At 61.1% G+C, this 18137-nt stretch carries 15 protein-coding genes; 10 read left to right on the plus strand and 5 right to left on the minus strand.

Annotated elements, in window-relative coordinates:
• The first annotated feature begins 74 nt into the window (after positions 1 to 74).
• Together ACI77H_RS27695 and ACI77H_RS27700 are read left to right on the plus strand one after the other, a co-directional pair.
• Positions 75 to 941: a LysR family transcriptional regulator gene (locus ACI77H_RS27695; RefSeq protein ID WP_407014953.1), complete on the plus strand. Its 867-nt coding sequence runs from the start codon at positions 75 to 77 to the stop codon at positions 939 to 941.
• A 388-nt stretch (positions 942 to 1329) separates the two neighbouring features.
• Positions 1330 to 2889 (plus strand): TerC family protein, encoded by a 1560-nt coding sequence (locus ACI77H_RS27700; protein WP_407014954.1) that lies wholly within the window; start codon positions 1330 to 1332, stop codon positions 2887 to 2889.
• Between the two features lie 85 nt (positions 2890 to 2974).
• Here ACI77H_RS27700 and ACI77H_RS27705 read toward each other — a convergent pair whose 3' ends face one another.
• The 4 genes from ACI77H_RS27705 to wecB are packed head-to-tail and all read right to left on the minus strand — an operon-like array spanning position 2975 to position 10369.
• Positions 2975 to 3883: a DUF4434 family protein gene (locus ACI77H_RS27705; protein ID WP_407014955.1), complete on the minus strand. Its 909-nt coding sequence runs from the start codon at positions 3881 to 3883 to the stop codon at positions 2975 to 2977.
• The gene (locus tag ACI77H_RS27710; protein WP_407014957.1) at positions 3883 to 7047 is read right to left on the minus strand and encodes an NfrA family protein; all 3165 of its coding nucleotides are present in this window, start codon (positions 7045 to 7047) and stop codon (positions 3883 to 3885) included. Before ACI77H_RS27710 ends, ACI77H_RS27705 begins: the two co-directional genes overlap by 1 nt.
• Positions 7044 to 9218, minus strand: a complete 2175-nt coding sequence (gene nrfB / locus ACI77H_RS27715) for a cyclic di-3',5'-guanylate-activated glycosyltransferase NrfB (RefSeq protein ID WP_407015008.1) — start codon at positions 9216 to 9218, stop codon at positions 7044 to 7046. Before nrfB ends, ACI77H_RS27710 begins: the two co-directional genes overlap by 4 nt.
• Positions 9215 to 10369 carry a non-hydrolyzing UDP-N-acetylglucosamine 2-epimerase gene (gene wecB / locus ACI77H_RS27720; protein ID WP_407014959.1) on the minus strand — a complete coding sequence of 385 codons (1155 nt, stop codon included), beginning with the start codon at positions 10367 to 10369 and terminating at the stop codon, positions 9215 to 9217. Before wecB ends, nrfB begins: the two co-directional genes overlap by 4 nt.
• Before the next feature lie 591 nt (positions 10370 to 10960).
• Here wecB and ACI77H_RS27725 point away from each other — a divergent pair.
• From ACI77H_RS27725 to ACI77H_RS27760, 8 genes are all read left to right on the plus strand, one after another.
• Positions 10961 to 11809 carry a transporter substrate-binding domain-containing protein gene (locus ACI77H_RS27725; RefSeq protein ID WP_407014961.1) on the plus strand — a complete coding sequence of 283 codons (849 nt, stop codon included), beginning with the start codon at positions 10961 to 10963 and terminating at the stop codon, positions 11807 to 11809.
• Between the two features lie 52 nt (positions 11810 to 11861).
• Positions 11862 to 12524, plus strand: a complete 663-nt coding sequence (locus ACI77H_RS27730) for an amino acid ABC transporter permease (protein WP_008033038.1) — start codon at positions 11862 to 11864, stop codon at positions 12522 to 12524.
• 9 nt (positions 12525 to 12533) lie between these two features.
• Positions 12534 to 13196: an amino acid ABC transporter permease gene (locus ACI77H_RS27735; RefSeq protein ID WP_407014962.1), complete on the plus strand. Its 663-nt coding sequence runs from the start codon at positions 12534 to 12536 to the stop codon at positions 13194 to 13196.
• Complete coding sequence (locus ACI77H_RS27740) at positions 13193 to 13999, plus strand: amino acid ABC transporter ATP-binding protein (RefSeq protein WP_407014964.1); 807 nt, start codon at positions 13193 to 13195, stop codon at positions 13997 to 13999. Before ACI77H_RS27735 ends, ACI77H_RS27740 begins: the two co-directional genes overlap by 4 nt.
• Positions 14000 to 14030: 31 nt before the next feature.
• On the plus strand, positions 14031 to 14420 hold the full coding sequence (locus ACI77H_RS27745; protein WP_407014966.1) for a RidA family protein: 390 nt from the start codon (positions 14031 to 14033) through the stop codon (positions 14418 to 14420).
• Between the two features lie 147 nt (positions 14421 to 14567).
• Positions 14568 to 15332: an IclR family transcriptional regulator gene (locus ACI77H_RS27750; protein ID WP_008033782.1), complete on the plus strand. Its 765-nt coding sequence runs from the start codon at positions 14568 to 14570 to the stop codon at positions 15330 to 15332.
• A gap of 41 nt (positions 15333 to 15373) precedes the next feature.
• The gene (locus ACI77H_RS27755) at positions 15374 to 16591 is read left to right on the plus strand and encodes an amino acid deaminase (RefSeq protein ID WP_407014967.1); all 1218 of its coding nucleotides are present in this window, start codon (positions 15374 to 15376) and stop codon (positions 16589 to 16591) included.
• Between the two features lie 150 nt (positions 16592 to 16741).
• The gene (locus tag ACI77H_RS27760; protein WP_407014969.1) at positions 16742 to 17674 is read left to right on the plus strand and encodes a sugar kinase; all 933 of its coding nucleotides are present in this window, start codon (positions 16742 to 16744) and stop codon (positions 17672 to 17674) included.
• A 137-nt stretch (positions 17675 to 17811) separates the two neighbouring features.
• On the opposite strand, the gene ACI77H_RS27765 is transcribed toward ACI77H_RS27760, so the two are convergent.
• Entirely contained in the window at positions 17812 to 18087 is a 276-nt protein-coding gene (locus tag ACI77H_RS27765; RefSeq protein WP_007898282.1) for a peptidylprolyl isomerase, read from the minus strand.
• Positions 18088 to 18137: the final 50 nt, after the last annotated feature.

Here is an 18137-nt window from a genome sequence, read left to right on the forward strand (position 1 = left end):
TGAGCTTATCGCGTCCGCTTACAGGCTTCGTTAGCCGAAAACCGGCACTTCATTACCTTTGAGCTAATCAACCGATGGACATACGGCATTTCCGCTACTTTCTGGCCGTTGCCCGACAAGGCAACTTCACTCGTGCCGCCGAACAACTCGGTATCGCACCGCCGACCTTGACTCGGCAGATCCAGGACATGGAGAACGAGCTCGGCACGCGGCTGTTCGTGCGTCAGACCCGTGAGGTCAGCCTGACCGAAGCGGGCGCCGCACTGCTGATCGAAGCCGAGGCGACGGTGCGCCAATTTGAATACGCCCAACGCAACGCCCAGCGCGCCGGGCGAGGGGATATTGGTCATATCGAGCTGGGTTACGTGGCCTCTGCGGTGTACTCGGGTTTGTTGCAGAAACAGGTGCAAGCGTTCAGTCGCGAATGTCCGGACGTCAGCCTCAACGTGCGCGAAAGTCCGATGGCGACGTTGCCGGCGATGGTGCTCGAAGGTCGATTCGATATCGGTTACGTGCGCTCACCCCTGACGTTGCCCGAGGGGCTTGAAGCCATTCGCCTCGACGCCGAAGGTTTTGTGCTGGCGCTGTCGAGTGAGTCGTGGCTGTGCCGTTTGCCCGAGATCGGCCCGGAGCATTTGCAGGGGGAGAGGTTCATCCTGCCGGAGCAGATCAGCGGCACCTTGCAAGTCGCGGCCGAGGGCGGATTTGCGCCGAAACTCGGAGCGCAACCGGGCGGGTTGGTGGCCGTGCTGGCGCTGGTGTCGCTGGGGCAGGGCGTGGCGGTGGTGCCGGAGTCGGTGGTCGGGCATGTCGGGTTGCCGGGTGTGCTTTACCGGTCGATCAAGGGGGGTGAGGCGAGTTCGTGGTTGTCGTTGGTTTATCGGCGGTTCGAGAAGTCGGCGGCGGTGGTGCGGTATATCGAGCGGGTGAAAAACCGCTAAAAGCAACCGCTTCGCTCCCACATTGAAACGCCTTTCGCGACACTTTTTGTGAACACCGAAGATCCATTGTGGGCGCGAGCCTGCTCGCGAAGGCGGCGGTCGGGACAACGGCAATCCAGAGGTGTACAGATTTTGTAATGATTTCTGGCTGTGGGAAAAGTTACTTTCACCTGTACGCTCCAAGGCCTTTTTCCTTTCAGGACTTGCATGAACAGCCTCTCGGAGCCTCCCAGTTATCCTTCCTCCCGGCGCCACCGCGCGCGCCTGATCCACGCGAAACACCCGGTCTTTCGCCTTCTGAACAGCTTTGACATTGCAACTCCACGGCCTCTGCGCCGTGCCTTGCCGTGCCCGGCATTCTGAATTCACTAAGAGATCGAGACGTTTTATGGAATGGATAGCTGACCCCACCGCGTGGCTGGGCCTGTTGACGTTGATCGTGCTGGAGCTGGTGCTCGGCATCGACAACCTGGTGTTTATCGCCATCCTTGCGGACAAACTGCCGCCTGAGCAGCGTGACCGTGCGCGAATCATCGGCTTGTCCCTGGCCTTGCTGATGCGCCTGGGCTTGCTGGCGAGTATTTCCTGGCTGGTGACCCTGACGCAGCCGCTGTTCGAAGTGTTCGAACACAGTTTCTCCGGTCGTGACCTGATCATGTTGTTCGGCGGTGTGTTCCTGTTGTTCAAAGCAACAATGGAATTGCACGAGCGACTCGAAGGCCATGTCGGCCAGCGCTCGTCCAACACGGCTTACGCGCTGTTCTGGCCAATCGTCGCGCAGATCGTGGTGCTCGACGCGGTGTTCTCCCTCGACGCGGTCATTACCGCCGTGGGCATGGTCGATGAACTGGCGGTGATGATGATCGCGGTGATCATCTCCATCGGTCTGATGATCGTCGCCAGCAAGCCGCTGACCCGTTTCGTCAACGCCCACCCGACGGTCATCATGCTCTGTCTGGGCTTCCTGATGATGATTGGTTTCGCGCTGACCGCTGAAGGCCTGGGCTTCCATATTCCGAAGGGCTACCTGTACGCGGCCATTGGTTTCTCGATCCTGATCGAGCTGTTCAACCAGATCGCCCGGGCGCGCCGCAAAAAATCCATCCAGGGGCTGCGCCCGATGCGCGAGCGCACGGCCCACGCGGTCCTGCGTTTGCTCGGTGGTCGGCAATTGGCGGTGGAGGAGGTCGGCGAAGAGATCGCCGACTTGCTCGATAACGGCGAGGCGCCGAGCGAAGAGCTGTTCGACCGTCGCGAGCGGGTGATGATCAGCGGCGTGCTGCAACTGGCCGAGCGCCCGATTCGCACGTTGATGACGGTCCGCGCCGACATCGATCACATCGACCTGTCCGACGACGCAGAAGCCATTCGCACACGGTTGATGCATTCGTCCTACTCGCGCTTGCCGTTGATTCGCGACGGTGCGGTGGATGAGCCGCTGGGCTTCGTGCACAAGAAGGAACTGCTCAAGGAATACCTGGCCGGCAACGAGCCAGACCTCGAGCATCTGGCACGCAAAACTATCAACTTGCTGGACAGCTATTCGATTCTCAACGCGCTGGAACAGATGCGCACAGCCTCGACGCACATTGCCTTTGTGGTCAATGAGTTCGGTGACTTCGTCGGTTTGCTGACCATGACCGACATTCTCGAATCGATTGCCGGTGAGTTGCCCGATGCCAGCGAAATCGAGGGCCCGGATGTGGTTGAAGAGCAGGGCGGGTTCAGGGTCAATGGTGCGTTGAACCTGATGCGGGTTCGCCAGCGCACCGGGTTCGCCGCGGAACCGACCGAGGACTATCAGACCTTGGCCGGTCTGGTGATGAGCTTGCTGGATCGTCTGCCGATAATTGGCGACAGCCATGAGTGGGAAGGCTGGCGCATGACAGTGATGGCGGTTGAGGAGCGGCGGGTGACGCGGGTGTTTCTGGCGCGGATCGGCGGGTGACGTTGCGCGGGGTTTGAGGGTTCTTCGCAAGCAGGTACGACGATTCGACCTGCTCGCGATGGCTGACTCCCAAACGACTCAAACCCTATTGATGAAAGGTCGTCCGATCCTTTCCTGAATGTTTTGAAACATCGCCGACCTGATGCTTGCGTTGGTTGTCGAGAATCACCTCGCCCCACGGTCGATAACGCAGGGAAAACACCGCCGTCGGATGGCAACTTGCCGACGTGGCGTCCGGGGTGGCGGGCTCCGCGCGGAAGGGTTGGCCCTCGGCGCTAACCTTGCGGAACGCCTCGCGCACGATACCGACCGGACAGGGCAGGGCGCTGGCGTAGCCGTTGCGCACCAGTGGCGGCAAACGCCCGGTGCCCGCGCCGTCCTGCCACCACACGTGAATACCCGCGCTCGCCAGGCCACCCAGCCATTGGCCATTGACCTGCGGTGCGAGCTTGCCGGCGGTGAAGGCGCTGACGTGCAACGGTGCGTCCAGTTTGCCGGCGAAATCCTCGAGCTGGCGTTGCAGGGTTTGCCGTCGATCGACCGCCAGGAAGTGAAGGTCGTCCAGCTCCATCGGCAGGTACCAACCGCTCACTGGCAGCTTCCAGTCCTGGCGCAGCCGCTGTTGCTGAGCCAGCGACTGCCCGAGTTGCGCCTGCCAATACGTCGCGAGCCCGGCGCTGTCGAGTTCATCGATACGCTGGTAATAGGCCGGGTCCATGTTCAGGCCCAGCACCAGTTTCAGGCCTTGCTCGTGGGCCAGTTTCAAACTGTTGGCGAGCCAGCCATCGACGCCGCCGAAATTTGAATCACCGTACGCCGTCCATTGCACGATGACGGTCTGCACGCCTTGTTTGGCGGTGTCTTGCCAGATCCGTTGCCATTGCGCCTGGTTCAGACTGGCGTCGACATTCAGGGGTTGGTAAAAAATCCGCTCATCAGCGCGGGCCATTGTGCTGCTCAGTAACAGGCAGAAAACCAGGAGAAAACGCGTCATCAGAAATTCAACTCCACACCCAGCAGCACACCGTTGCCGCCTTCATACAGGTTGCCGCTCAGGGATTGCTGATACTCGGTACGAACCGTCAGGTGCGCGCGGTAAGCGTTGTAGATGTCGTCGTCGAACCACCATTGCCAGCGCAGGCCGATACCGGTGCGCAGGTCCTGGCGCCAGTCGTTGTTCGGGTCCTGGCTGGCGAACTCGAGAAAGCCGTACGGCATGACGGTTTGTGCGCCGTTAAACGGCAGCTTCCAGGTGTGGCCTTGCTGGAAGCGCGACAACCATTGGTGATCACCGGCCTTGGTCCACCACGCCGCGTCGAGATAGAGCGAACGCTCCTCCCAATCGTTTTCATCGATGCGCCAATCGTTGCGGAACCGTCCCTGATCAAGAAACGAGGCCGTGGCGCGCAGCAGGTAATCGGTGCTGGTGTGGCCGTCCTGGCGGTGATCGTTGAACTGGTCGGCGAGTTTTTCAGGAATCAGCACTTGGCCCAGGCTCAGGTGCTGATTGTCATTGCTATCGAACGAGCTCTGCTTGTAGAGCTCGCCGTAGAAGTTGATGTTCGCCGTGCCCCAGGGCTTGTAACGCAGACCCACACCGGTGCCGAGGGATTCGCCGTAACTCGACCGGCCTCGACCGCCAAGCAGTACACGGCCATAGACCGACAACGCGCTGCCGGCGCGACTCGGCTCTTCACCGAGCGCATGGTCCCAGATCGCCACTTGTACGTTCTGTGAGGTGGCGCGTCGTGAGGTGTCGCGCAGGGTGCCGTTGGGGCTGAAGCTGTCGTTGGTCGAGACCCCGGCCGGTGACCAGGTGCTGGCCAGCGTGCGGCTGTCACGACGGGACAGGGTTTCGTGCGCGCGACGCTGGCGATAGCGCCTGGCTTCCATGCTGCCGTCCTCATCGTCGGCGGCCACCGGGTGCTGTTCCAGATCAATGACCCGACGCAATTCCTTACGCGCCGCCGCACTGTCCTTCGCTTCGTCATAACGCAGCGCCAGGGTTTCGCCGAGGCGATAGTCTTCCGGGAAATCGCGGGTGGCGCTTTGCAGATAAGGGATGGCGCGGGCGCGCAGTTCCCGGGTGTCGGCCCCGGCCAGGCGCATGCCGTAATCGGCGCGAAAACGCGGGTTGTCTGGCTCGCGGCGTACGGCTTCGGCGAGCCACGCGGTGCTTTGCTCCAGCTCGCCGGCCTTTTGTGCGGTGACCGACGCTGCGTAAAAATGCCCGGCATCCGGCGCCTGCTGCAAGGCTGAACGCTGACGCTGCATGGCTTTGACATGATCACCGCGTGCGTCGGCAATCGCCGCACCCAGCGCCCACTCATTGGCACCCCGTGCGCGACTTTGTTGCCAGTAACGTTCTGCGACCTGAGTGTCGCCCGCAGTGAGGGCGCTGCGGCTGGCCGTCAGTTTGGCGTTGTCGCTCAGCTCGGCCTCCGGCAGGCTGCGCCAGATGGCCAGGGCGCCCGACGAATCACCGGCCGCTTCCAGCGCATACGCCAGTGGCAGACGGCTGTCACGGTCGCCGAGTTGTTCCGCAGTCTGGTAGTAGACGACGGCTTCACCCGGCCGATTTGGCATGGCACAACGGCCCAATGCCCGGTAGTCACCTGCGACGTTCGGCTGAGCGCCGATGGCTTGTTGCACCGCATCGCACTGACCTTTCTCGGCCAGTTGCGCCAGCAGTTGGCCACGCGTAGCGGGATCGACGCGATTGAGCAGCGACACCATGCGTTTCTGCTGCGCCGGGGTCGGCGTCGACGAGGCATAGAGCCCCGCCAGCCGTTGCAGCAGGGCCGCGGGCAACTGGCCGCCATGACGGTCATAGGCGCTTTCGAGCAACTGTTGCGCGTGATCGCGCTGACCAGCGTTCAGCGCCAGATACGTCGCCTGATTGAGCGAACCGAGGTTGCCGGTCTGCTGGTAGTGCCGCTCCCAGAGCGTTGCGGCTTCAGTGTTGCGCCCCAGCGCTTGCACCAGTTCGGCCCGGCGTTTGATCACGTCAGCCGTCTGTGGCTTGCCGGCGAGCCAGGCCATGACTTTGTCGGTCTCGCCCTGGTCCTGCCAGATGTCCAGCAGCCGTGCCTGGCGCCGACTGTCCCAGGGTTCGGGCAGGCGCGTGCTTTGCAGCAGTTCGGTGGCTTGCAGGCGCTGGGCCAGGATCAACCAGGTTTGCGGGTCATCGTTCGGCTGGCAGCCACGCAACTGTGTGAGTGCGGCTTGCGGATCGCGACCGGACAACCATTCGGCCGTCTCCAGGCACGGACGCTGCAATTCGCCACTCAAGCGTTGCACGGTCGGCACGTCGCCGCTCTGCCGTGCCAGCTCCCACAGGCGCTGGCGTTGCGCCGGATCCGCGAGGTCACTGGCGGGCAATGATTGAATCCAGCGTTGGGCCTGTTGCACCTGGCCCATGGCGATTGCCCGATCGATCATCGCGAGGCGGACCTTGCGCGCGGCTTCGGGCGTTGGCGCTTGCTGCAACAATTGCTGCAAAGGCTGTTCGTCGAGCTTCTGCACATAGGCATTGGCCAGTCGCTGCCAGCCTTCGGCGTCCAGTTGCTTGCTGGCGGCCAGTGGCGCCAGTTGCTCAATGGTGCCGTTCCAGTCGCGCAATTGCTCGGACCAATTGGAACGGGCCAGGTGCAGAATGTCGTCGTCACCCTTGGGCGCCAGTTGCGCCAGCCAATCGCGGGCTCTGCCGGCACCACCAAACTTCGCGAGGCTCAAGCTATAGGCCTGCCACAGGCGTACCCGCTGACTGAGGTTGCTCTCGGCGATCCATTGTTCTACCTGCTCGCTGCCCGGTGGATCCTGTTCGATCCAGGTCAGGCGCAGGTTGAGCAGGGCGTCGTTGTTGTCCGGGTTATCCGGCAGCGCTTGCACGGCATCCTTGTACCTGCGTTGCTTGGCCAGCGCTTCCACGAGCAGGGCCCGGGCTTCATCGTTTTTCGGCACTTTCGCCAGCAGGTGGCGCATCAGCCGTTCGACTTCGGCCCAGTTGCCCTTTTTCGCTTCGCGGTAGCTGCGATCCATGTAGGGGAAACTGCGAAATTGTTCGAACTCGGTCAGCGGTTCAGCCTGTACCCAGGAACTGGTTGCCAGGCTCAGCAACAGACTGCCGATGAGGAGGGCATGACGATCAGGCTTCATGCGACCTCCCGGACAATGCGGTAGGCAGCTTGTTGTTCGCTGGCCTGGTCCACCAGGGCCTGTTCGAGCACTTCCTGAGTGATCATGCCGCGTGAAATGAGGTGTTCACCCAAGGACATGTGCTCGGCATCGAAGTCGATCAAAGCCTGATTGAACAGGCTCGGCGGGACCATGCCGCGCACTTGCAGCAGATTGCCCAGCAGCACCTGGTGATGGCTGACGCGTTCGAGCAAGGCTTCATCGTCCTGATGACGCTCAAGCACTTCGAGCATGTGGCGTACTTCCTCATTCTGACGGGGGCTGGCGTACCAGTAGCGGATACCCAGCGTGACCCGGCCCTGCGGCGCGAGACGGCAGCGCACCGGACGTTTCAATTGACGGCTGATGGCGCCGAGGGAGACCTGGCTCACCGGGCCTTCGGAGGCCAGCACCAACGTGTTGCCTTCCTCGGCCACGGGTAGCACACCGTAGTGGGAGGCGATCTTGCGCGGCACGGCGTCGATCAGGCGCTTGTCGAGTTTGAACGGGTTCAGTGGCGCCCATTCGAGGTCCAGCTGCTCGGCGAGGGTTTCCACCAGTTGCGTGCTGTTGATGTGTTTACGCAACAGCAGTTCGTGGCCCAGGCGCCGGCGAATCGGGTTGGTGATCGCCGCTTCCAGTTGTTCTTCGGTGAGCAGGCCTTTTTCCACCAGACGCTGACCCAGCGGCGTGCGCTGGGTCTTGGTCAGGGCCGGGAATTCGTGGGTGGTCTTGTCCCAGGCCACGCGGCGCGAATCGCCCATTTCCATGACCTGGCGCAGCGCCCGCACGTTGGCGAAGAAGTTGATGAAGTTGCTCCATATCATGCGCGGTGCCGACAGCAGGCCTTCGACCAGTCCGTAGTAACGGGTGACGAACCAGCCACGCTGGAACAACCGATTGATCAGCATCAAACCGTTGAGCCACAAGAGCGTCGCGAGCACCGGGCTGTTGGACAGGATCGACGGATAGCGCCAGGCGTTTGGTGCAATCACCGTCATCAGCCACATCGCCAGCAGCACGATGCACAGCAGGTTGACCAGGAAACTCAGCAGGTAGGCGATCATGCCGCGACGGTCGCGCCAGAGGAAATAGTTGAGCACGCCCGTGGGGCTCCAGCCAAGGTTCTTGGTGCCTTGGAAGACGATGCCGACGATCCAGCGCGATTTCTGGCGGATGGCATGCTGGAAGTCCCGGGGGAAATGCTCGCGAACACAGATCACCTGGGAAAATACACGGTCCATACCGAACGCCCAGGGCTGTTCGAGCGCCAGTTTCGGGTCGGTCACCGAGTAACGGGCGAAGATGCACTTCATGCCTTTTTGCTTGAGGCGGAAACCGATGTCGTAGTCTTCGGTCAGGCTCTGCACGTCGAAGGCAATGCCGTCGCCGTCTTCGAGCAGGGCGCTGATGGCTTTACGGCTGAAGCAGGTGCCGACCCCGGCACTGGGCACCTGGCCGGTCATGGCTTCGCGGACGATCACGTCCTTGCCGTGGTTCTCGGCAAACTCGTCGACGTAATGCCCGGCGGTGAAGCCTCGCCACGCCGGCGCATAGGGGTAGACCGGAATCTGGATCAGATCCTTGGCCGGCAGCAGGTAGTTGAAGAGGCGCAATTCCATCGGCGAAATCACATCTTCGGCGTCGTGCAGAATGAACCCGGCAAACTGAATCTTCGCCTCGCTTTCAAAGCGCAGGATCGCGTCGATGATGTTGTTCAGGCAGTCGGCCTTACTGGTGGGGCCAGGACGGGCGCAGACCACTTTGTGCACGTTGGGATAGTGCTGGCAGACCGCATCGACGTCAGCCTGCGTCTCGGCGTCGTTGGGGTAGGTACCGACGAAAATCTGATAGTTCTCGTAATCGAGGGTCGACGCCGCGAGGCGCGCCATCTCACCGACCACGCCGACTTCGTTCCACGCCGGGACCATGATTGCCAGGGGTTTTTCGGCAATGGCGTACAGGCGTTCTTCATCCGCGCGCTTGAATTTTTCGTAGATCCGCCAGCGCCGGACCAGCTTGCGTCCCCAGTACACGAGGTCGATGAACAGGTCATCGAGCCCGAGGAGAAACATCAAAAACGCCAGGGCGATCGCGAGGTATTTGAGACCAAACAGGACATAGGCAAAAAAATCGACAAAACTGAAACTCATCGCGCTTTGACCGCCGCCGAGCGCTCGCTTAGCCACTCACACAATCGAGTGGCAATGCGTTCGCTGGCGTGGCCGTCGCCATAGGGGCTGTGAACGCGGCTCATGCGTTCGAAGTGAACCTCGTCATCCAGCAAACGACTGGCTTCCTTGACGATGCGGTCGGTGTCGGTGCCCACCAGCAACACGGTCCCGCCTTCGAGCACGGACGGCCGCTCGGTGACATCGCGCAGCACCAGCAGCGGCTTGCCGATAGCGGGGGCTTCCTCCTGAATGCCGCCCGAATCGGTGAGGATGAAATGCGCACGGCCCATCAGCCAGACAAAATGCTGGTAGTCCTGCGGCGCCACCAGATAAATGTTCGGCTTGTCCGACAGCACGCCATATACCGCTTTCTGCACCTGCGGATTCAGGTGCACCGGGTAGACGAACTGCACATCCGGGTAGCGCACGGCGAGGTCGGCGAGCGCCTGGCAGATGTTGCGAAAACCGTCGCCAAAATTCTCCCGGCGGTGGCCGGTGATCAGCACCAGGCGTCGATCGTCTTCAAGCACCGCCAGCGACGAATCGGCGGCAGGGTGCCAGTTGACGTCGTGTTGATGGGTGCGCATCCACAGCAGCGCGTCGATCACCGTATTGCCGGTGACTTCAATGTTGGCTTTGGGCACGCCTTCGCGCAGCAGGTTGTTTTCGCCCTTGGTGGTCGGCGTGAAATGCAGGTCGGCAATCACGCCCGTCAGGCGGCGGTTGGCTTCTTCCGGCCACGGCGCGCGCAAGTTCCCAGTGCGCAAACCGGCCTCGACATGACCGATGGGCAGTTGACGATTGAAGGCGGCGAGGGCAGCGATGAAACTGGTGGTGGTATCACCGTGAACCAGCACGATGTCGGGTTTCGTCCGCTCATAAGCCTGATCGAGGTTGATCAGCAGTTGTTGCGACAACCCGTTGAGGGTCTGGCCCTGGGTCATGACCTGCAGGTCTTCGTCGACCGTCAGTTCGAAGGAGTCGAGCACTTGCTTGAGCATCTCACGGTGCTGGCCGGTGGAGCAGATGTTCAGTTTGACCCCTGGCCATTGACGCAACACTCTGGCGAGTGGCGCCATCTTGATGGCCTCCGGACGCGTACCGAAAACCATCATGATGTTGAAAGACATTGTCCCCTCCCGGGAATGTGAAAAGGCTCTGGCTCAAGGCCGGCAGCGCTTGACTGCTTGCTGAAATATAAATGAAAGCAGCCGGATCGGAGCTTGTCCAATTCGGTTCGCTGCTTGATTGATGTCAATCAATTGCCGCGAATGCCCGGTCGATAATGGCTACCCCGCCAAGAACGAATTACAGGAAATGGTCGCTCACACACCTGTAAAACATCCCTGTCTTTGAGCCGCCGGGCGGGTGGCTGTCGGCCATATGCTAGTTGTTCGATTTGCGAAGTAAAGCATTCGATTCAACGGGGTACGAGGACCTGCTGAAAAGCGGGTAGTTGTGCGCGTAACGGATGCTCTTGTATGGGCACTGAAGCACCCATTGTGAACCTGATACCCGCCCTCCGTAGCCAACGGTAGCGCTTCCCCTCTGCGCGTTCCGTAACACCTTTTCCGCGCGTTCGCGCATCCCTCTGATTCCAAAAGCTTTTCAATCTCACCAACATTCTCTCCATGACCTGTGGCACACTTTCTGCTGTCTGTTCCGTTGTTACATACTGGGTTCCGGTATAGCGGAATACACATCATCCTGGAGTGCTTGCCATGCATCGCCGACCTTCCTTGTTTAAAGCGTGTGTTTTTCTCTTTGCAGCTTCGGCTGCTGCCATGGGCGTTGCCCAGGCGGCCGACAGCAAGCTCGATAGCGTGCTGGCCCGTGGGAAACTGATCGTAGGCACGGGCAGTACCAATGCGCCGTGGCATTTTCAGGGGGCGGACGGCAAGTTGCAGGGGTTCGATATCGACATCGGGCGGATGGTCGCCAAAGGGTTGTTTAACGATCCGAGCAAGGTCGAGTTTGTGGTGCAGTCGTCCGATGCGCGGATTCCCAACCTGCTGACCGACAAGGTCGACATGAGTTGCCAGTTCATTACCGTGACCGCCAGCCGTGCGCAGCAAGTGGCCTTCACGTTGCCGTACTACCGCGAAGGTGTCGGCCTGCTGTTGCCGGCCAACAGCAAGTACAAGGAAATCGAAGACCTCAAAGCGGCCAATGACAGCGTGACCGTGGCCGTGCTGCAGAACGTTTACGCCGAAGAACTGGTGCACCAGGCGCTGCCCAAAGCCAAGGTCGATCAGTACGACAGCGTCGACCTGATGTACCAGGCCGTGAACTCCGGCCGTGCCGACGCTGCTGCCACCGACCAGTCTTCGGTCAAGTACCTGATGGTGCAGAACCCCGGCCGCTATCGCAGCCCGGCTTACGCCTGGAGCCCGCAAACCTACGCGTGCGCGGTTAAACGCGGCGACCAGGACTGGCTGAACTTCGTCAACACCACGTTGCATGAAGCCATGACCGGCGTTGAATTCCCGACCTACGCGGCGTCCTTCAAGCAGTGGTTCGGTGTCGATTTGCCAACACCCGCGATTGGTTTCCCCGTCGAATTCAAATGACCCCGTGAGAGTGGGGCGCCCATAACGCGCCCCGTTCAAGGTACTGCTGACCATGAACTATCAGTTGAATTTTGCCGCCGTGTGGCGCGATTTCGACACCTTGCTGGCGGGGCTCGGTCTGGGCCTGGAGCTGGCGCTGGTGTCGATCGCCATCGGTTGCGTGATCGGCCTGATGATGGCGTTTGCTTTGCTTTCAAAGCACCGCGCGCTTCGGGTGATGGCGTCGGTGTATGTGACGGTGATCCGTAATACGCCGATTCTGGTGTTGATTCTGTTGATCTACTTCGCGTTGCCGAGCCTGGGGATTCGGCTGGACAAGATCCCGTCGTTCATCATCACCCTGTCGTTGTATGCCGGGGCGTACCTGACCGAAGTGTTCCGTGGCGGGCTGTTGAGCATCCCCAAGGGCCAGCGCGAAGCCGGGCTGGCCATCGGGCTCGGCGAGTGGCAGGTCAAGGCGTACGTCACCGTGCCGGTGATGTTGCGCAACGTGCTGCCGGCCTTGTCGAACAACTTCATTTCGCTGTTCAAGGACACCTCGCTGGCGGCGGCGATTGCCGTGCCGGAGCTGACCTATTACGCGCGCAAGATCAATGTCGAGAGCTACCGGGTGATTGAAACCTGGCTGGTGACCACAGCGCTCTATGTTGCGGCCTGTTACCTCATTGCCATGATGCTGCGTTACCTCGAACAGCGTCTGGCGATCCGCCGATAGGAGGCCCTCATGTACGAATCACCCAGTTGGTTGCATGAGTTATGGGTTGCCCGTGAAGTGTTGTGGCAAGGCTTCCTGACCAGTGTGCAGGTCTCGGCCCTGGCGATTTTGCTGGGCACGATGGTCGGCATTGTTGCCGGTCTGGTGCTGACCTACGGCAAGTTCTGGATGCGCGCGCCGTTCCGTTTTTATGTGGACATTATTCGCGGCACGCCGGTGTTTGTGCTGGTGCTGGCCTGCTTCTATATGGCGCCGGCGCTGGGTTGGCAGATCAGCGCGTTCCAGGCCGGTGCCTTGGGGCTGACGCTGTTTTGCGGCTCGCACGTCGCCGAGATTGTGCGTGGGGCGCTGCAAGCATTGCCCAGCGGGCAGATGGAGGCGAGCAAGGCGATTGGCCTGACGTTTTATCAATCGCTCGGTTACGTGTTGTTGCCTCAGGCGCTGCGGCAGATCTTGCCGACCTGGGTCAATTCCTCGACCGAGATCGTCAAGGCCTCGACGCTGCTGTCGGTGATCGGTGTCGCCGAATTGCTGCTCAGCACCCAGCAGATCATCGCCCGGACCTTCATGACGCTGGAGTTTTACCTGTTCGCCGGATTTCTGTTTTTCGTCATCAACTACGCCATCGAATTACTCGGCCGGCAAATTGAAAAGCGGGTGGCCTTGCCATGACTCAACCTTCGCTCTCTAACGTACAAGACGCTCAAAACGCTCAGGCCCTGCTGGACATTCGCGGCCTGCACAAACAGTACGGCAAGCTCGAAGTGCTCAAGGGCGTCGACCTGACCCTGCAACGCGGCAATGTGGTCACGCTGATCGGTTCCAGCGGTTCGGGCAAGACCACGCTGTTGCGTTGCGTGAACATGCTCGAAGAATTCCAGGGCGGGCAGATCGTGCTCGATGGCGAATCCATCGGCTACGACGAGGTCAACGGCAAGCGTGTCCGCCACCCGGAAAAAGTCATTGCCCGGCATCGGGCCATGACCGGCATGGCGTTCCAGCAGTTCAACCTGTTTCCGCACCTGACGGCGTTGCAGAACGTCACCCTCGGTTTGCTCAAGGTCAAAAAGCTGCACAAGGACGAGGCTGTCGCGCTCGCCCAGAAATGGCTCGAGCGCGTCGGTTTGCTGGAGCGCCGTGATCACTATCCCGGTCAGTTGTCCGGCGGTCAGCAGCAGCGCGTAGCGATTGCCCGGGCGATTGCGATGAACCCGAGCCTGATGCTGTTCGACGAAGTCACTTCGGCCCTCGACCCGGAACTGGTGGGCGAAGTGCTGAACGTGATCAAGGGCCTGGCGGATGAAGGCATGACCATGTTGCTGGTGACCCACGAAATGCGATTTGCGTTCGAGGTCTCGGACAAGATCGTTTTCATGAATCAGGGGCGGATCGAAGAGCAGGGGCCACCCAAGGAGCTGTTCGAACGCCCGCAATCGCCGCGCCTTGCGGAATTTCTCAAGAACACGCGGTTTTAAAACGTCCACCTTTCAATCAGGAGAAACACTCATGAGCATTACTCGTTACGGCACCGGCAGCACCGCCGCTGGCGGCCAGCCTCGTCCATTCGCTCGCGCCGTTGAAGCCGATGGCTGGCTGCATGTTTCCGGCCAGGTGCCTGCGGTGGATGGCGAGATCATTGTGGGCGGCATTGTCGAGCAGACCCACCAGACCATGAAGAACCTGATCGCGATTCTCGAAGAGGCTGGTTATGGCCTGGAAGACGTGGTGCGTGCCGGGGTGTGGCTGGAAGATCCGCGGGATTTCACCAGTTTCAACAAGGTGTTCTCCGAGTACTTCAAACCCGAACACGCCCCGGCTCGCGCCTGTGTGCAGGCGAACATGATGGTCGACTGCAAGGTCGAGATCGACTGCATTGCGTACAAGAAAAAGGCCTGAGAGTTGCGGTGAATTCTTCGCGAGCAAGCCCGCTCCCACAGATAGAACGCATTCCAATGTGGGAGCGGGCTTGCTCGCGAAGGCGGCCTAACGGTCAACACGGCACTCTGGTTAAACTCCCGGCACTTTGAATGGGAATTTTGAAACATGACCGAAGACACCATCAAGCGCCGGGCACGCGGTCTGGACCGGGCGTTCGATATCCTCGATTTCCTCAAGGAAATCGGCCAGCCCCTGCGCCCGAATGAAATCGCCAGTGGCATCGGCAGCCCGAAATCCACGGTCTACGAACTGGTGGCCTCGCTGCTGGAACGACGGATTCTCGAGCCTGTGGGCAAGGACGGTCACGTCTATCTCGGTCGTCAGCTGTACTTCCTCGGGCAGGCGCATTTGCGTCATTTCGACCTGACCCGCGAGGCCGATCACGCCTTGCAGGAAATCGTCAGCCAGACCCATGAAACCGCGCAGATGTGCCTGCTCAACGGGCGTAAATACACGGTGGCATTGATGAAGGAGGGCGAGCGGCATTTCCGCATTTCCTCGGACATCGGCGAGAACGCCCCGATCCCCTGGACCGCGTCCGGGCGCCTGTTGCTGGCGCACCTGAGCGACCAGGAAATCATCGACCTGATCGATCACGACGACTTCATCCTGCCCAACGGCGAACGCCTGCCGCTGGAGCAGTTTCTCGGGGAAATCCGTCAGGCCGGTATCGACGGGTTTTTCTCCTTCGATAGCGTCGCCGACACCTTTACCCATTGCTTCGCCGCCCCGGTCAAAGACCCGAACGGCGTGGCCATTGCGACCCTGTGCATCGTCGCCCCGCGGGCCGATGCCAAGACGCATTACAACGACTATCGCCGGGTGTTGATCGACAACGCCAACCGCCTGGCCCGTCGCATTAACGAATAACAGCGGCTGTTCGCGGCCGCGAAAATGTGAGGAGTTCGACCATGTCTTCTGCCCCAAATTCTGCCGCCGTGGAAAAGGGCTTTGCCCAGGCCGGTGCCAACCTGGTGCGTGACGTCAGCCTGCCGGCGCTGGTGCTGCATCGCGCGGCGCTGGAACACAACATTCGCTGGATGCAGGCGTTCGTCAGCAACAGCGGCGCCGAACTCGCGCCGCACGGTAAAACCAGCATGACCCCGGCGCTGTTTCGCCGCCAACTGGACGCGGGTGCCTGGGGCATTACCCTGGCCAGCGCCACGCAAACCCGTGCGGCGTACGCCCATGGCGTGCGACGGGTGTTGATGGCCAACCAACTGGTGGGGACGCCGAACATGGCGCTGATCGCCGACCTGCTGGCGGACCCGACGTTCGAGTTCCATTGCATGGTCGATCATCCGGACAACGTCGCTGACCTCGGCGCGTATTTCGCCGCGCGCGGTGTGCGCCTGAACGTGATGATCGAGTACGGCGTGGTGGGTGGCCGTTGCGGTTGCCGGTCCGAAGAGGAAGTGATCGCCCTGGCCAAAGCCATCAGCGCCCAACCGGCATTGGCGCTGACGGGCATCGAAGGTTACGAAGGCGTGATTCACGGTGATCATGCGGTCGCCGGCATTCGTGAGTTCGCCGCGTCGCTGGTGCGCCTGGCGGTGCAGTTGCAGGACAGCGGCGCCTTCGCCATTGCCAAACCGATCATCACGGCGTCGGGCTCGGCCTGGTACGACCTGATCGCCGAGTCGTTCGAAGCACAGAACGCCGGCGGCCGTTTCCTCAGCGTGTTGCGCCCGGGAAGTTACGTGGCTCACGACCATGGCATTTATAAAGAAGCGCAATGTTGCGTGCTTGACCGGCGCAGCGACCTGCACGAAGGCTTGCGCCCGGCGCTGGAAGTCTGGGCGCATGTGCAATCGTTGCCGGAACCGGGTTTTGCGGTGATCGCTCTGGGCAAGCGCGATGTGGCCTATGACGCCGGTCTGCCGGTGCCGTTGCTGCGTTACAAGGCCGGTGTGGTGCCGGCAACGGGTGACGACGTCAGTGCCTGCAAGGTGACGGCGGTGATGGATCAGCATGCATTCATGATCGTCGCGCCGGGGGTTGAGCTGCGGGTGGGCGACATTATTTCGTTCGGCACGTCGCACCCGTGCCTGACGTTCGACAAGTGGCGCACGGGTTGTCTGGTGGATGAGCAATTGAATGTCATCGAAACCATGGAAACCTGTTTCTAGCCTTGAAACCGAGGTGCTGCAATCGCGGGCAAGCCCGCTCCCACAGTTCCATGTCGAACGCAGAATATGCGTACACACGAAACCTGTGGGAGCGGGCTTGCCCGCGATGACGGCCGACCAGACAGCATTGCAACGCCAGAGACCCCACACATGAACACCATCAACACCCTCGGCCCCAACATCCCGCGCATCGCCCTGATCGGCGAATGCATGATCGAGTTGCAACACCGCGCCGACGGCAGTCTGCAACAGAGCTTCGGCGGCGATACCTTGAACACCGCGGTCTACCTGTCTCGGGAACTGGGCACGGCCGGTTCGGTGGATTACGTCACCGCGCTGGGCGATGACAGCTTCAGCGATGCCATGTGCCAAAGCTGGGCCGCCGAAAACATTGGCCTGGACAGGGTCCAGCGTTTACCCGGTCGCTTGCCCGGTTTGTACTGCATCCAGACCGACGCCGCCGGTGAACGGCGTTTTCTCTATTGGCGCAACGAAGCCGCCGTCCGCGATTGCTTCACCACCCCGGCCGCCGCGCCGATCCTCGCGGCGCTGCCGGATTACGACGTGCTGTACTTCAGCGGTATCACCCTGGCGGTGCTCGGCGTGCAAGGTCGGGAGAAGTTGCTGGAAACCCTGATCGAAGCGCGGCAGCGGGATGCGCGGATTGTGTTTGATAACAACTACCGGCCACGTCTGTGGGCGTCGATCGAGGAGGCTCGGGCGGCGTATCGCAGGGTGTTGCCGTATGTCGATCTGGCGTTGCTGACCGTCGATGACGAGCAGGCGCTGTTCCATTTTTCCGATTGTGACGCGGTGTTTGCTGCTTACGAGCAGGTGGGTACACCGGAAGTGGTGCTCAAACGCGGCGCCGAAGCCTGCCTGATTCGCTGTGAGGGTGAGTCGTTCGAAGTCCCTGCGCAGCGCGTTGAACGGGTGGTGGACACCACGGCGGCGGGGGATTCGTTCAGTGCGGCGTACCTGGCCAGCCGGCTCAAGGGCGGTAGCCCGGTCGAAGCGGCGCAGGCCGGTCATCGGTTGGCGAGCCGGGTGATTCAGGTGCCGGGGGCGTTGATTCCCCGATAAGGGTTGAATGGCCGCTGGCTGCGCCACCGGATCGCTGGCAAGCCAGCTCCCACAAGGGTTGTGTCGTACGCATATGCGTGGTCAACGCAAATCTGTGGGAGCTGGCTTGCCAGCGATGAGGCCCTTAAGCCAACCCATCAATCGCGATAAAACACCTGCACCAGGTGATAGCCGAACTTGCTCTTGATCGGCCCATGCACCACCCGCAACGGTTTTTTGAAAATCACCGCATCAATCACCCCGACCATCTGCCCGGGCCGTACTTCACCGAGATCACCGCCGCGCTTGCCGGACGGGCAGGTGGAATACTTCTTGGCCAGCACATCGAAGGCTTCGCCCTTGGCGATGCGTTGTTTGAGCTGCTCGGCTTCTTCCGAGGTTTTCACCAGAATATGGCGGGCTTGCGCTTTCATTGGGGCAGGTACCTTGCAACGGTGGTGGCTATGTGGGTGCCAGCGGGGCG

It is taken from the genome of Pseudomonas sp. O230 (assembly GCF_045447035.1).
Classification (GTDB): domain Bacteria; phylum Pseudomonadota; class Gammaproteobacteria; order Pseudomonadales; family Pseudomonadaceae; genus Aquipseudomonas.

Excerpts from the sequence above, each read along its gene's own strand:
- ACI77H_RS27745 (WP_407014966.1), top strand. The coding sequence starts at position 14,031 with ATGAGCATTACTCGTTACGGCACCGGCAGCACCGCCGCTGGCGGCCAG.
- ACI77H_RS27730 (WP_008033038.1), top strand. The coding sequence starts at position 11,862 with ATGAACTATCAGTTGAATTTTGCCGCCGTGTGGCGCGATTTCGACACC.
- ACI77H_RS27700 (WP_407014954.1), top strand. The coding sequence starts at position 1,330 with ATGGAATGGATAGCTGACCCCACCGCGTGGCTGGGCCTGTTGACGTTG.
- ACI77H_RS27760 (WP_407014969.1), top strand. The coding sequence starts at position 16,742 with ATGAACACCATCAACACCCTCGGCCCCAACATCCCGCGCATCGCCCTG.
- ACI77H_RS27750 (WP_008033782.1), top strand. The coding sequence starts at position 14,568 with ATGACCGAAGACACCATCAAGCGCCGGGCACGCGGTCTGGACCGGGCG.
- ACI77H_RS27740 (WP_407014964.1), top strand. The coding sequence starts at position 13,193 with ATGACTCAACCTTCGCTCTCTAACGTACAAGACGCTCAAAACGCTCAG.
- ACI77H_RS27735 (WP_407014962.1), top strand. The coding sequence starts at position 12,534 with ATGTACGAATCACCCAGTTGGTTGCATGAGTTATGGGTTGCCCGTGAA.
- ACI77H_RS27695 (WP_407014953.1), top strand. The coding sequence starts at position 75 with ATGGACATACGGCATTTCCGCTACTTTCTGGCCGTTGCCCGACAAGGC.
- ACI77H_RS27705 (WP_407014955.1), bottom strand. The coding sequence starts at position 3,883 with ATGACGCGTTTTCTCCTGGTTTTCTGCCTGTTACTGAGCAGCACAATG.
- ACI77H_RS27755 (WP_407014967.1), top strand. The coding sequence starts at position 15,374 with ATGTCTTCTGCCCCAAATTCTGCCGCCGTGGAAAAGGGCTTTGCCCAG.
- ACI77H_RS27710 (WP_407014957.1), bottom strand. The coding sequence starts at position 7,047 with ATGAAGCCTGATCGTCATGCCCTCCTCATCGGCAGTCTGTTGCTGAGC.
- ACI77H_RS27765 (WP_007898282.1), bottom strand. The coding sequence starts at position 18,087 with ATGAAAGCGCAAGCCCGCCATATTCTGGTGAAAACCTCGGAAGAAGCC.
- ACI77H_RS27725 (WP_407014961.1), top strand. The coding sequence starts at position 10,961 with ATGCATCGCCGACCTTCCTTGTTTAAAGCGTGTGTTTTTCTCTTTGCA.
- nrfB (WP_407015008.1), bottom strand. The coding sequence starts at position 9,218 with ATGAGTTTCAGTTTTGTCGATTTTTTTGCCTATGTCCTGTTTGGTCTC.
- wecB (WP_407014959.1), bottom strand. The coding sequence starts at position 10,369 with ATGTCTTTCAACATCATGATGGTTTTCGGTACGCGTCCGGAGGCCATC.